Annotated in this window: 11 protein-coding genes; 9 read left to right on the top strand and 2 right to left on the bottom strand. The window is 55.6% G+C overall.

What is annotated here, in order from left to right:
- The first annotated feature begins 65 nt into the window (after nucleotides 1-65).
- The 9 genes from IM290_RS08395 (at nucleotide 66) to yejF (ending at nucleotide 11,656) form a co-directional block, all read left to right on the top strand.
- On the top strand, nucleotides 66-1,532 hold the full coding sequence (locus IM290_RS08395; protein ID WP_193042299.1) for a mannitol dehydrogenase family protein: 1,467 nt from the start codon (nucleotides 66-68) through the stop codon (nucleotides 1,530-1,532).
- Between the two features lie 123 nt (nucleotides 1,533-1,655).
- A complete protein-coding gene (locus tag IM290_RS08390) occupies nucleotides 1,656-2,642 on the top strand; it encodes a GTP-binding protein (protein ID WP_193042300.1) in 987 nt (328 codons plus the stop codon).
- A gap of 33 nt (nucleotides 2,643-2,675) precedes the next feature.
- The gene (locus tag IM290_RS08385; RefSeq protein WP_023295065.1) at nucleotides 2,676-3,389 is read left to right on the top strand and encodes a phosphatase PAP2 family protein; all 714 of its coding nucleotides are present in this window, start codon (nucleotides 2,676-2,678) and stop codon (nucleotides 3,387-3,389) included.
- Nucleotides 3,390-3,804: 415 nt separating this feature from the next.
- Complete coding sequence (gene mepS / locus IM290_RS08380; protein WP_193042301.1) at nucleotides 3,805-4,374, top strand: bifunctional murein DD-endopeptidase/murein LD-carboxypeptidase; 570 nt, start codon at nucleotides 3,805-3,807, stop codon at nucleotides 4,372-4,374.
- 127 nt (nucleotides 4,375-4,501) lie between these two features.
- A complete protein-coding gene (locus IM290_RS08375; protein ID WP_033487356.1) occupies nucleotides 4,502-6,055 on the top strand; it encodes a cyclic di-GMP phosphodiesterase in 1,554 nt (517 codons plus the stop codon).
- Nucleotides 6,056-6,130: 75 nt separating this feature from the next.
- On the top strand, nucleotides 6,131-7,936 hold the full coding sequence (locus tag IM290_RS08370) for an extracellular solute-binding protein (protein WP_193042302.1): 1,806 nt from the start codon (nucleotides 6,131-6,133) through the stop codon (nucleotides 7,934-7,936).
- 9 nt (nucleotides 7,937-7,945) lie between these two features.
- The gene (locus tag IM290_RS08365) at nucleotides 7,946-9,040 is read left to right on the top strand and encodes a microcin C ABC transporter permease YejB (RefSeq protein WP_003859369.1); all 1,095 of its coding nucleotides are present in this window, start codon (nucleotides 7,946-7,948) and stop codon (nucleotides 9,038-9,040) included.
- Nucleotides 9,040-10,065 (top strand): microcin C ABC transporter permease, encoded by a 1,026-nt coding sequence (locus IM290_RS08360; RefSeq protein ID WP_015572302.1) that lies wholly within the window; start codon nucleotides 9,040-9,042, stop codon nucleotides 10,063-10,065. The genes IM290_RS08365 and IM290_RS08360 overlap by 1 nt, the downstream gene beginning before the upstream one ends.
- Before the next feature lies 1 nt (nucleotide 10,066).
- Nucleotides 10,067-11,656, top strand: a complete 1,590-nt coding sequence (gene yejF, locus IM290_RS08355; RefSeq protein WP_193042303.1) for a microcin C ABC transporter ATP-binding protein YejF — start codon at nucleotides 10,067-10,069, stop codon at nucleotides 11,654-11,656.
- A 3-nt stretch (nucleotides 11,657-11,659) separates the two neighbouring features.
- Here yejF and IM290_RS08350 read toward each other — a convergent pair whose 3' ends face one another.
- Both IM290_RS08350 and IM290_RS08345 read right to left on the bottom strand, forming a co-directional pair.
- Entirely contained in the window at nucleotides 11,660-12,004 is a 345-nt protein-coding gene (locus IM290_RS08350; protein WP_003859372.1) for a YejG family protein, read from the bottom strand.
- Between the two features lie 276 nt (nucleotides 12,005-12,280).
- Nucleotides 12,281-13,480, bottom strand: coding sequence for a Bcr/CflA family multidrug efflux MFS transporter (locus IM290_RS08345; protein WP_017383400.1), 1,200 nt, complete (start codon nucleotides 13,478-13,480; stop codon nucleotides 12,281-12,283).
- Nucleotides 13,481-13,493 lie beyond the last annotated feature (13 nt).

Here is a 13,493-nt window from a genome sequence, read left to right as displayed (position 1 = left end):
TTAATTTGTTGTCATATAACTTTACACTGGCATTGTTAATTAATGGTTAATCAGGTGTGTATTACATGAAGACTATTGCCTCCACCGCGCTTCCTGCTCATGTCCAGCAGCCCCGCTACGATCGCGAGCAGTTACGCTCCCGCATCGTCCATTTCGGTTTTGGCGCGTTCCACCGGGCGCATCAGGCGTTGTTAACAAACCGGGTACTGAATGCCAAAGGAGGCGACTGGGGAATTTGTGAGATTAGCCTCTTTAGCGGCGATGTCCTTATGGGCCAGCTCCGGGCGCAGGATCATCTGTTTACCGTGCTGGAGAAAGGTGCCGAAGGCAATCAGCCCATTATTATCGGTGCGGTAAAAGAGTGCCTGAACGCCAAACTCGACTCGCTGGCAGCCATTATTGAGAAATTCTGCGAACCGCAGGTGGCAATTGTCTCCCTCACCATTACCGAAAAAGGCTACTGTATCGATCCGGCGACGGGAAAACTGGATATGCGCAACAGCCGCATCCTGCACGATCTTGAGCACCCGTCTGAGCCGCATTCCGCGCCGGGTATTCTGGTTGAAGCCCTTCATCGCCGCCGCGAGCGGGGCCTGCCGGCGTTTACCGTGCTCTCCTGCGACAATATTCCCGACAACGGCCATGTGGTGAAAAACGCCGTTCTTGGCATGGCCGGAAAGCGTTCCGCAGAGCTGGCCGCATGGATCGAGGCGCACGTGAGCTTCCCTGGTACCATGGTCGACCGAATCGTGCCCGCCGCCACCGACGCCTCACTCGCGGAAATCACCCAGGAACTTGGCGTTGAAGATCCCTGCGCCATCTGCTGTGAACCGTTCATTCAGTGGGTAGTGGAAGATAACTTTGTCGCCGGGCGTCCGGAGTGGGAGGTGGCAGGCGTACAGATGGTTGAGGATGTCCTGCCCTGGGAGCAGATGAAGCTGCGGATGCTGAACGGCAGCCACTCCTTCCTCGCGTATCTGGGCTACCTTGCCGGCTACGCGCACATAAATGAATGTATGCAGGACGACAGTTTCCGCGAGGCGGCCCGCAGGCTGATGCTGAATGAGCAGGCCCCTACGCTGCGCATCACCAACGTTGATCTGACAGCCTATGCTGACAGCCTGCTTGACCGCTTCGCCAACCCGGCCCTACAGCATCGTACATGGCAAATCGCCATGGACGGCAGCCAGAAGCTGCCTCAGCGCATGCTGGATGGGATCCGCATGCATCTTGAGCGTAACACCGCCTGGCCATTACTGGCGCTGGGGGTGGCGGGCTGGATGCGCTACGTCAGCGGTACGGACGAACAGGGCAACGCCATTGACGTACGCGATCCGCTGAGCGACAAGTTTCAGGCCATTGTCGCTACCAGCAGCGACGCAGAACGCGTTAGCGCCCTGCTGACGCTAAATGAAATCTTTGGCGACGACCTGCCGCAAAACCCTGTCTTTGTCGAGGCAATCACCAGCGCGTACCAGCGCCTCGTCCGGCTCGGCGCGCGCCAGGCCGTTATCGAAACGTTAAAAATTTAGCGATTATTGCGTTTAAGGCGAACGGTTTTGTGCTCCGTTCGCCCTCCCTCTTCTCAATGCCCGATTTTTTCGTCAGGATGATAGATAGTTGTTACTACATCACAATTATTTATCGGAGCGCACGTGACCAAAACCAACCTGATCACCGGTTTTCTCGGCAGCGGTAAAACTACGTCCATTCTGCATTTGCTGGCCAATAAAGACCCGGCGGAAAAGTGGGCCGTGCTGGTCAACGAATTTGGCGAAGTGGGGATCGACGGCGCGTTGCTCGCCGACAGCGGCGCGATGGTGAAAGAGATCCCGGGCGGGTGTATGTGCTGCGTGAATGGTCTGCCGATGCAGGTCGGGCTGAATACGCTGCTGCGTCAGGGCAAGCCGGACCGTCTGCTGATTGAGCCCACCGGGCTGGGGCATCCTAAGCAAATCCTTGATTTACTGACCGCCCCGGTATACGAGCCGTGGCTTGAGCTGCGTGCGACGCATTGCCTGCTCGACCCCCGCCAGCTGCTGGATGAAAAAGCGATCAATAATGACAATTTCCGCGACCAGCTCGCCTCGGCAGATATTATCGTGGCGAATAAATCCGATCGCGCGACGGCTGAGAGTCAGGCCGCGTTCCAGTCCTGGTGGCAGCAGGCTGGCGGTGGACGTCAGTATGTGCAGACGACCCTGGGCAACATTGATGGCGCCCTGCTCGACCTTCCCCGCCTCAACCAGACGCAACTGCCTGCCAGCGCTGAGCATTCGCATAGCCACGGCGCGAAGCAAGGCCTGGCTGCACTGAGCCTGCCGGAGCATCAGCGCTGGCGTCGCAACCTGAACAGCGGCCAGGGGCATCAGGCCTGCGGGTGGATCTTCGATGCCGATACGGTTTTCGACACCATTGGTATACTGGAATGGGCGAGACTCGCGCCGGTTGAGCGGGTAAAAGGGATCATGCGCACTTCGGATGGTCTGGTGCGCATTAACCGTCAGGGCGAGGATTTCTTTATTGAAACCCAGAACGTCGCGCCACCCGACAGCCGGATAGAGTTAATTAGTGCGGTTAATACCGACTGGAATGCCCTCCAGTCAAGCCTGTTGAAGCTTCGTTTAAGTTTGGGCGGCTAACGTTGCCCCTGATTTCACACATTGCTGAAGACTATGACGACTCGACTTCCTGCTATTTTATTGCTCAACGCTGCCGGCCTGGCGATCTTTTTCTCCTGGTATATCCCGGCGGATCACGGTTTCTGGTTCCCGCTGGATTCCGGGCTGTTCCACTTCTTTAACCAGGCGCTGGCGAAGAGTGAAGCCTTCCTGTGGCTGGTGGCGATCACCAACAACCGCGCGTTTGACGGCTGTTCGCTGCTGGCAATGGGCTGTCTGATGCTCTCCTTCTGGCTGAAGGAAGACAAAACGGGTCGTCGCCGTATTCTGATTATCGGCCTGGTGATGCTGCTGACGGCCGTGATTATCAACCAGCTGGCGCAGCATCTGATGCCGGTTAAACGCGCCAGTCCTTCGCTCTTTTTCCCGAATATTAACCGCGTCAGCGAGCTGCTTCATATTCCAACCAAAGATGCTTCTAAGGACAGTTTCCCGGGCGACCACGGTATGATGCTGCTGATTTTTGCAGGCTTCATGCTGCGCTATTTTGGTAAAAAAGCCTTCGCCATCGCCCTGGTTATTGTGGTGGTATTTGCATTCCCGCGGGTGATGATTGGCGCTCACTGGCTGACAGATATCGCCGTAGGCTCCCTCACGGCGGTGTTAATTGGTTTACCGTGGGTGCTGATGACCCCACTGAGCGATCGCATAATAGGCATTTTTGATCGCTATCTTCCTGGCAAATTTAAACAAGCCGGAAACAAATAAATAACGAAAATTAACACCATTCATCAGGGATCGTTTTCGATCCCTGAGTCACTTCTTTTCGGCGTCATTCAACGCTGTCATCATCCCGTCATACAATTCGTGATAAAAATGAAGCAATTGCAGGGATTACCGATATGAATGGCGGCATTTTGAGCAATTCCGCGCTGTAACTTTGTGTATCACATTTTCTTATAAAAAAACGGACTTTTTTGCTCGCAATACCCCGTGCAATCGGTTAACCTCGAACTCGTTTTGCCCCACTGAGATAATTATTATCATGGTGAATAATTTTGTGCGTTGAGCCACAGTTTTCACCATAAAGAATTGTCTCATTGTGAACAGATTATTAGTCTCGTCACGGTTGGCATTTTTATAACGATATTTTCGTTAAGGACTTCAAGGGAAAACAAACAAAATGGTCAAATCTCAACCAATCTTGAGATATATCTTGCGGGGGATCTCGGCGATTGCAGTGGCGGTTCTGCTTTCGGCATGTAGTACGACGAACACCGCGAAGAATATGCATCCTGAGACGCGTGTTGTGGGAATGGAAGATTCCTCTTCACTGCAAGCCTCTCAGGATGAATTTGAAAATATGGTACGTAATCTCGACGTTAAGTCGCGTATTATGGATCAGTATGCTGACTGGAAAGGCGTGCGTTACCGTCTGGGCGGCAGCACCAAGAAAGGCATCGATTGTTCCGCGTTCGTACAGCGTACATTCCGTGAGCAGTTTGGGTTAGATCTTCCGCGTTCTACTTATGAACAGCAGGAAATGGGCAAATCCATTTCGCGCACTAAACTGCGCACGGGCGATTTAGTCCTGTTCAGAGCGGGTTCAACTGGTCGACACGTTGGCATCTATATCGGTAACGATCAGTTTGTCCATGCTTCCACCAGCAGTGGTGTGACGATTTCCAGCATGAACGAACCTTACTGGAAGAAGCGCTACAACGAAGCTCGCCGCGTTCTGAGCCGTAGTTAATATTGCTGTCGTATCGTTGGTTATCCCTTGGCTGGCGATACGATAAAAAAAGCACTGCTCCGGCAGTGTTTTTTTTTGCCCGTTACACTGATAACTATCCAGCGGCATTTCAGGAATCACGACATCTATGTTTACCCGCTACTTCTCCAGCAACCGCAAGATTCTGTTTCTCAGTTTCCTTACGGGGTTATTCACTGCCCTGCTCCTGGGAGCATTACAGTTTTACTGGAGTTACCACAAGCGAGACGTCAGATTCGATACCCTTATTACCGATTTAAGCGTCTACATGGAGAGCTATTTCGATGAGCTCAAAATGTCGATTGATACGCTCCAGCCACTCACGCTAAACAGCTGCGAGGAAGTGAGTGCCGCCCTGACCTCCCGGGCGGCCTTTAGCATCAATGTGCGCGCCTTTTTGCTGGTCAGGGATAAAAACGCCTACTGCTCTTCCGCCACCGGCCCGATGAATGTCCCTCTGGAAGCGCTTATTCCTGAACTGCACATCAATAAACAGGTTGATATGGCGCTCCTGCCGGGCACTCCCATGCTGCCGGACAAGCCCGCGATTGCCATCTGGTATCGCAACCCACTGGTGAAGGACGGCGGTGTATTTACCTCCGTTAATCTTAACCTGACTCCTTATCTCCTCTACACCTCAAGACAGGATGAGTTTGCCGGTATTTCCATCATTATTGGCGATTATGCGTTATCAACCCATTCCGGAACGCTGGTCCCTGCACGTGATTTGCCTGATATCCCGGTCCGTACCGCCACGCTGAAAAATGTGCCTCTGACCATCCATGTTTATGCGGAAGCCTGGACGACCGATGATGTGCTGTACGCCCTGTTTTTCGGCCTGGTCTGCGGTATCGCGGCGGGCCTGTTGAATTTCTATATTCTTACTATCCGTCTTAATCCGGGGAAAGAGATCCTCACGGCCATCAAGCGCGACCAGTTTTACGTGGTCTATCAACCCGTCGTGGATGCGCAGTCGCTCAAAATGACCGGGCTGGAAGTCCTGATGCGCTGGAAGCATCCGGTGATGGGAGAAATTCCGCCGGATGCCTTTATTAATTTCGCTGAAGCGCAGAAGCTGATTGTCCCGCTGACGCTGCATCTTTTTGACCTGATTATCCGCGATGCCCCTGTCCTGCAAACGGTGCTCCCGCCTGGGGCCAAGTTTGGGATCAACATCGCGCCCGGTCATCTGCATGCGGAAAGCTTTAAAGAGGATATGCGCGCGTTTGCCGCCGCCCTTCCGCCCGATCACTTCCAGATTGTGCTGGAAATAACCGAGCGCGACATGATCAACCACCGCGAGGCTAATCAGCTGTTCGAATGGCTGCACGAAGAAGGTTTTGAAATTGCCATCGATGATTTTGGCACCGGCCACAGCGCGCTGATCTATCTGGAACGCTTCACGATGGATTACCTGAAAATTGACCGTGGCTTCGTGAATGCCATCGGGACTGAAACCGTCACCTCGCCAGTGCTTGACGCGGTGCTGACGCTGGCAGAACGCCTGAATATGTTAACCGTTGCCGAGGGTGTTGAAACGCCGGAGCAGGCGGCGTGGCTGCGCGAGCATGGCGTGAACTATCTTCAGGGCTACTGGATCGGCCGCCCGATGCCGCTGGAGCAGTTCAGGACGTGGCAACCCGACATCACGCTCGGGGAATAATTTCACAATCACGGCGCTGTCCCTTATTATTCTGTTCAACCGAGCCTGCCTGTGAACAAAGGGATCCGCCGCACTATGATTATGCGCGTTGTGTTGACGCTATTGGCGCTGGTGAGCCTGTCGAGCCAGGCGCAGACCATCAAAGAGAGCACGGCCTTTGCCGTCATTGGCGAGCCGAAGTACGCGGTTAACTTTAACCACTACGATTACGTCAACCCCGCCGCTCCGAAAGGCGGAAACGTGACGCTTTCCGCCACGGGAACGTTTGACAACTTTAACCGCTTTGCCCTGCGCGGCGTGGCGGCAGCACGTACCGAATCCCTCTATGACACGCTGTTCGTCACCTCCGACGACGAGCCCGGCAGCTATTATCCCCTGGTTGCTGAGAACGTGCGTTACGCCGATGATTTCAGCTGGGCAGAAATCGCGATTAATCCGCGGGCGCGTTTTCACGACGGTACGCCGGTCAGCGCCCGTGACGTGGCATTCACCTTTCATAAATTTATGACCGAAGGCGTGCCGCAGTTTCGTCTGGTGTACAAGGGCACCACGGTGAAAGCCATCGCCCCGCTGACCGTGCGAATCGAACTCCCTGAGCCGAACAAAGAGAATATGCTGAGCCTGTTCTCCCTGCCCGTCATGCCCGAATCCTTCTGGAAAAATCATAAGCTGAGCGATCCCCTCTCTACCCCGCCGCTGGCCGGAGGGCCGTATCGCATTACCGACTGGCGAATGGGCCAGTACGTGATCTATTCCCGGGTGAAAGATTACTGGGCAGCCACGCTGCCGGTAAACCGGGGCCGCTGGAACTTCGATACAATCCGCTACGATTACTACCTGGATGATAACGTGGCCTTCGAGGCATTTAAGGCAGGCGCGTTTGATTTACGTGTCGAGAACAGCGCCAAAAACTGGGCGACCCGCTATATCGGAAAAAATTTCGCGAAAGGGTATATCGTTAAAGACGAACACAAAAACGAATCCGCGCAGGACACGCGCTGGCTGGCGTTTAATATTCAGCGCCCGGTTTTTTCCGATCGTCGGGTGCGTGAAGCCATTACCCTGGCGTTTGATTTCGAATGGATGAACAAAGCGCTGTTTTACGGAGCCTACAGCCGGGCGAACAGCTATTTCCAGAATACTGAATATGCCGCCCGTGATTATCCCCACGCGGACGAGCTGGTTTTGCTGGCGCCAATGAAAGCAGAGCTCCCGCCGGAGGTGTTCACCCGCGTATTTGAACCGCCCAAATCCGACGGAAACGGGTTCGACCGGGACAACCTGCTGAAAGCCAGCAACCTGCTGGATGACGCTGGCTGGGTGCTGAAAAATCGGCAACGGGTTAATGCGCAAACCGGTAAACCGCTCAGCTTCGAACTGCTGATTGCCTCCGGCGCAAACGATCAGTGGGTGCTGCCATTTAAGAAGAACCTTGCCCGGCTTGGCGTCACCATGAATATCCGCCAGGTCGATATGGCCCAGTTAACCAACCGCAAGCGCAGTCGCGATTACGACATGATGCAGACCCTGTGGGCCGCGCAGCCGTGGCCGAGTTCAGATCTGCAAATCTCCTGGGCATCGGGGTATATCGACTCCTCGTACAACGCCCCGGGCGTAAAGAGCCCGGTGATTGATGCGCTGCTTGCAAAAATTGTCGCCGCTCAGGGCGATAAGAACAAGCTTCTGCCGCTTGGCCGCGCGCTCGATCGGGTCTTAACCTGGAACTATTACATGCTGCCGATGTGGTATATGGGCGAAGATCGCGTGGCCCGCTGGGATAAATTCTCCCTGCCTGCCGTTCGCCCGGTCTACACCCTCGGCTTTGACACCTGGTGGTATGACGTGAATAAAGCCGCAAAACTGCCCGCAGAGCGGCGTTAAGGAGTGACGATGGGCGCTTATCTTATCCGCCGGCTGCTGTTAGTGATCCCGACGCTGTGGGCCATCATTACCATTAACTTTTTTATCGTCCAGATCGCCCCCGGCGGTCCGGTGGACCAGGCAATTGCGGCAATAGAATTTGGTCACGCTGGCGGCATGCCGGGCGGCGGCGGTGAAGGAATGGGGGCCAGCCATGCCCGGACGGGCGTGGGCAACATCAGCGAAAGCCACTACCGGGGCGGTCGCGGACTGGATCCGGAGGTGATCGCCGAGATCACCCATCGCTATGGTTTTGACAAGCCGCTGCACGAGCGTTATTTCAGGATGCTCTGGGATTATGTCCGTTTCGATTTTGGCGACAGCCTGTTTCGCAGCGCCTCGGTGTTAACCCTGATCAAACAAAGCCTGCCGGTTTCCATCACGCTCGGACTGTGGGGGACGCTGATTATTTATCTGGTCTCCATTCCGCTGGGGATCCGAAAAGCGGTCTACAACGGTAGCCGTTTCGATATCTGGAGCAGCACATTCATTATCATCGGCTACGCTATCCCGGCGTTTCTGTTTGCCGTGCTGCTGATTGTCTTTTTCGCCGGCGGCAGTTATTTCGACCTCTTCCCGCTGCGCGGGCTGGTCTCTGCGGATTTCAGCACCCTGCCGTGGTATCAGAAAATCACCGATTACTTCTGGCACATCACGCTTCCAGTGCTGGCAACGGTCATCGGCGGATTTGCGGCGCTTACGATGCTGACCAAAAACGCCTTTCTTGATGAGATCCGCAAACAGTACGTCGTCACCGCGCGCGCCAAGGGTGTCGGTGAAAAGCAGATCATGTGGAAGCACGTTTTTCGTAACGCCATGCTGCTGGTGATTGCCGGTTTCCCCGCCACGTTCATCAGTATGTTTTTTACCGGCTCGTTGCTGATAGAAGTGATGTTCTCGCTCAACGGATTAGGGCTGCTGGGCTATGAGGCCACCGTCTCCCGTGATTATCCGGTGATGTTTGGCACACTCTACATTTTCACCCTGATCGGCCTGCTGCTGAACATCATCAGCGATATCAGCTATACGCTGGTCGATCCCCGTATCGATTTTGAGGGTCGCTGATGTCGCGTTTAAGCCCCGTCAATCAGGCCCGCTGGGCGCGCTTTCGCCACAACCGTCGCGGCTACTGGTCGCTGTGGATCTTCGCCGTCCTGTTCGCCTTAAGTATGTGTTCGGAACTGATTGCCAACGATAAGCCCCTGCTGGTGCATTTCAAAGACCGCTGGTATGTGCCGGTGCTGACCACCTACAGCGAAAGCGATTTTGGCGGCCCGTTTGCGACGCCAGCCGAGTACCAGGATCCCTGGTTACGTGAACAGATAGCGCAGCACGGCTGGGCTATCTGGGCGCCGATTCGTTTTGGCGCGAACAGTATTAACTTCGCCACGTCCACCCCCTTCCCTTCACCGCCTTCCGCGCAAAACTGGCTGGGAACGGACGCCAACGGCGGCGATGTGCTGGCGCGCATTCTCTATGGCACCCGCATCTCGCTCCTGTTTGGGCTGCTGCTGACGCTCTTTAGCAGCGTAATGGGCGTTGTGGCGGGTGCCGTGCAGGGCTATTACGGGGGTAAAATAGATTTATGGGGACAGCGCGTGATTGAAGTCTGGTCCGGTATGCCGACGCTGTTTCTGATTATCCTGCTGTCCAGCGTGGTACAGCCTGGCTTCTGGTGGCTGCTCGGGATCACCGTCCTGTTCGGCTGGATGGCGCTGGTCGGGGTGGTACGCGCGGAGTTTCTGCGTACGCGAAATTACGACTATATTCGCGCCGCGCAGGCGTTAGGCGTGAGCGATGGCGCAATCATCTTCCGTCACATGCTTCCCAATGCGGTGGTGGCGACCCTTACCTTCCTGCCGTTTATTTTGTGCAGCTCCATCACCACCCTGACGTCGCTTGATTTTCTTGGTTTCGGTTTGCCGCTGGGCTCACCGTCCCTTGGCGAACTGCTGTTGCAGGGTAAAAACAATCTCCAGGCCCCCTGGCTGGGCATCGCCGCATTCCTCTCCGTGGCGGTGCTGCTTTCCCTGCTGATTTTTATTGGCGAAGCCGTGCGCGATGCCTTCGATCCCAACAAGGCGGTATGACATGACCCGGCCTCTTCTGAGCATAGAGAACCTGTCGATTGCGTTTTCAAAACAGGGCGAATCACGCACGGTGGTGACGGATTTATCGTTGCAGATCCAGCGCGGAGAGACGCTGGCGCTGGTCGGGGAATCCGGCTCCGGTAAGAGCGTTTCGGCGCTGTCGGTGCTGCGCCTGCTCCCTTCCCCGCCGGTCAGCTATCCGCAGGGGGATATTCTGTTCCATGGACAATCGCTGCTGAACGCTGACGAGCAAACCCTGCGCGGCATTCGTGGCAACAACATCGCCATGATTTTTCAGGAGCCGATGGTGTCGCTCAACCCACTGCATACCCTGGAAAAACAGCTCTATGAAGTGCTGTCCCTTCATCGGGGAATGCGTAAAGAGGCAGCGCTGGGTGAAATTCTCGACTGCCTTGAACGCACCGGTATTCGTAATGCCGCGAAACGGCTGAACGATTTCCCGCACCAGCTTTCCGGCGGCGAGCGCCAGCGCGTGATGATTGCAATGGCCCTGCTCACGCGCCCCGAACTGCTGATTGCCGATGAACCCACCACCGCGCTGGACGTCACGGTGCAGGCACAAATTCTGCAACTGCTGCGCGAACTGCGCGACGAGCTGAACATGAGCCTGCTGTTTATTACGCACAACCTGAGCATCGTGAAAAAGCTCGCTGACACGGTGGCCGTGATGCAAAACGGCCGCTGCGTGGAACAGAACCGGGCATCCGCCCTGCTGAGCGCGCCTCAGCACCCGTATACACAGCGCCTGCTCGATAGCGAACCCGCTGGCGACCCGGTTCCGCTTAACGCTGACAGCGCGCCGTTGCTGAGGGTTGAGGGGCTGTCGGTGTCATTCCCGATCCGCAAAGGCATTTTGCGTCGCGTGGTCGATCATAATCATGTTCTGAAAGAGATGAGCTTCGCTCTGCGTCCGGGCGAATCGCTTGGGCTTGTGGGCGAGTCCGGTTCAGGCAAAAGCACCACCGGCCTGGCGCTGCTGCGCCTGATCGCCTCTCAGGGAAGCATTGTTTTTGACGGCATGCCGCTGCAAAACCTGAATCGCCGGATGATGCTTCCCGTGCGCCCGCGGATGCAGGTGGTATTTCAGGATCCAAACTCTTCGCTTAACCCGCGCCTGAGCGTATTACAGATTATTGAAGAGGGCCTGCGCGTCCACCAGCCGACAATGACGGCGCAACAGCGTGAAATCGACGTGAAGCGGGTGATGGCGGAAGTGGGTTTAGATCCCGAGACCCGGCACCGGTATCCGGCTGAGTTTTCCGGCGGACAGCGCCAGCGTATAGCGATTGCCCGCGCGCTGATCCTGAAACCGGAGCTGATCGTGCTGGACGAGCCAACCTCTTCCCTGGACCGCACCGTGCAGGCGCAAATTCTGGCGCTGCTGAAGGGGCTACAGGAAAAGCATCGGCTGGCCTATATCTTTATCAGCCACGATTTACAGGTGGTGCGTGCGCTTTGCCATCAGGTGGTGGTATTGCGGCAGGGAGAAGTCGTTGAGCAGGGAGAGTGCCAGCGCGTATTCACCGCGCCGACGCAGGATTACACGCGCCAGCTATTGTCCGCTGACTAGCACTCAGAAAGGATATTGACCGGAGAACGGCTCGGCAATGGCCACGCCGAAGTTTTTCAGACGACAGGTGGCGGCAAACTCATCCTGGCTGTTAACAAACAGGCACGGCTCACCTTCGCATTCCAGCACGGAGCTGTCCACTTCGATGTCCGTCAGCGCCTGGCTGAGACGTTCCATGACCGGCCACGCATTTTCATCGCTCGGGCTGAGCAGTTTGAGCGCCACCAGACAATTATCCTCCCCGGCAACGCTTTGCGGAATCGGTTCAACTTTCGAACCTGCAAAACCCGTCGACCAGCGATAGCTCTGGGGCAAGCGATGGACAATGGAGAGTTGTAATGTATTCACGTTCAGATCCCCGGAAGCAAATTTACTTCACAATTTATTTACATTTATAGTAACACATCATCGCCAACCTGCACTGTTTAGCGGATTTTATAGGCGTTGCAGGCTCGCGTCGGCGCTATATGTACCCGTTTCTGCGATCTAACTCAACCTTTTTAAATACAATGATGTGACTTTTTACATAAATAGATTTTACATAAAAGAAACAAACACAGGGTAAACGAACGGAGGGTTGGTTGATATGGGTCAACAAAAAGGCCCGTCACGGGCCTTAAGTGGTCATTTATGCGCCGTCTTTCGCGGCCGGCTGGCGTAAAGATAGAAGAGAATGGAGCAGGTCGCGCAGAGGGCAATCGCCCACAGCATCGGCCAGGCGGTATTAAACGTCGCCGTCGAGAGCAGCGCCCCGACTATCGCGCCAATTCCGAAACGGAACGTTCCTGCCAGCGACGAGGCGGTGCCCGCCATATGCGGAAATTCGTCGAGGATCACCGCCATCGCGTTGGATGAAACCATCGACACGCAGCCGACAAACGCCGCCACGCCCACCACCAGCGCCCAGAAACCGACGCCCAGCAACGCGCTCAATACCAGCCAGATAGCCATCACGAACTGGATCCACAGCCCGGCGCGGAACATATTCAGCGCCCCAACCCGCCGGACAAAGCGGCTGTTGATAATGGTCATCACAAACAGGAACACAATATTCAGCGCGAAGTAGTAACCAAAATGCTGGGGTGACACATGGTTCAGTTCGATGTACACAAACGGCCCCGCGCTCAGGAACGAGAACATTCCGGCAAAGCTGAAGCCGCTGGCCAGCATATAGCTGAGCACACGCTTATGGCGAAACAGCGAGGCAAAGTTGCCAAGCGTGGTGCGAATGTGGAACTTCTGACGTCGCTCGACCGGCAGCGTTTCATCGATAAAGACGAAGATCATCACCGAGGCCAGCAGCGCGGCAATCGCCAGGATCCAGAAAATCGCATGCCAGCTGAACCACACCAGGACCGCCCCGCCCACCATGGGGGCGACCAGCGGCGCAATTGTCGTGACCAGCATGACGAACGACATCATGCGTGAGAACTCTTCCTTCGGGTAGACGTCGCGCATCAGCGCGTTAATCACCACGCTTGCCGCAGCAGCCGCCAGGCCATGGAAGAAGCGCATCACAATCAGCTGATCGATACTCTGCGCCAGCGCGCAGGCCACCGCCGCCGCGGCAAATATCAATGTCCCGCCCAGGATAACCGGTTTACGCCCCAGGCTGTCGGCCATTGGGCCATAAAAGAGCTGACCGAGGGCAAAACCAAGAATGTAGGTGCTGAGCGTCATCTGCGCGCTGCCTGCCGGTACGCCAAACTGCGCGGAAATCACCGGCAGCGCGGGCAGATACATATCGATAGACAGCGGCATCAGCATGGCCAGCAGGCCAAGGATAAATACAATTTTAAACGACGAGTGTGGCCTGGTGGTCACAGGGTTCTCCTGA

Origin of the sequence: Enterobacter cloacae complex sp. S1 (assembly GCF_014930525.1) — a bacterium.
GTDB lineage: Bacteria > Pseudomonadota > Gammaproteobacteria > Enterobacterales > Enterobacteriaceae > Enterobacter > Enterobacter hormaechei_C.
The sequence above is the reverse complement of the archived record's forward strand: the minus strand, read 5'-3'. Positions and strand labels throughout refer to the sequence as shown.

Excerpts from the sequence above, each read along its gene's own strand:
- IM290_RS08375 (WP_033487356.1), top strand. The coding sequence starts at position 4,502 with ATGTTTACCCGCTACTTCTCCAGCAACCGCAAGATTCTGTTTCTCAGT.
- IM290_RS08370 (WP_193042302.1), top strand. The coding sequence starts at position 6,131 with ATGATTATGCGCGTTGTGTTGACGCTATTGGCGCTGGTGAGCCTGTCG.
- mepS (WP_193042301.1), top strand. The coding sequence starts at position 3,805 with ATGGTCAAATCTCAACCAATCTTGAGATATATCTTGCGGGGGATCTCG.
- IM290_RS08395 (WP_193042299.1), top strand. The coding sequence starts at position 66 with ATGAAGACTATTGCCTCCACCGCGCTTCCTGCTCATGTCCAGCAGCCC.
- IM290_RS08365 (WP_003859369.1), top strand. The coding sequence starts at position 7,946 with ATGGGCGCTTATCTTATCCGCCGGCTGCTGTTAGTGATCCCGACGCTG.
- yejF (WP_193042303.1), top strand. The coding sequence starts at position 10,067 with ATGACCCGGCCTCTTCTGAGCATAGAGAACCTGTCGATTGCGTTTTCA.
- IM290_RS08360 (WP_015572302.1), top strand. The coding sequence starts at position 9,040 with ATGTCGCGTTTAAGCCCCGTCAATCAGGCCCGCTGGGCGCGCTTTCGC.
- IM290_RS08385 (WP_023295065.1), top strand. The coding sequence starts at position 2,676 with ATGACGACTCGACTTCCTGCTATTTTATTGCTCAACGCTGCCGGCCTG.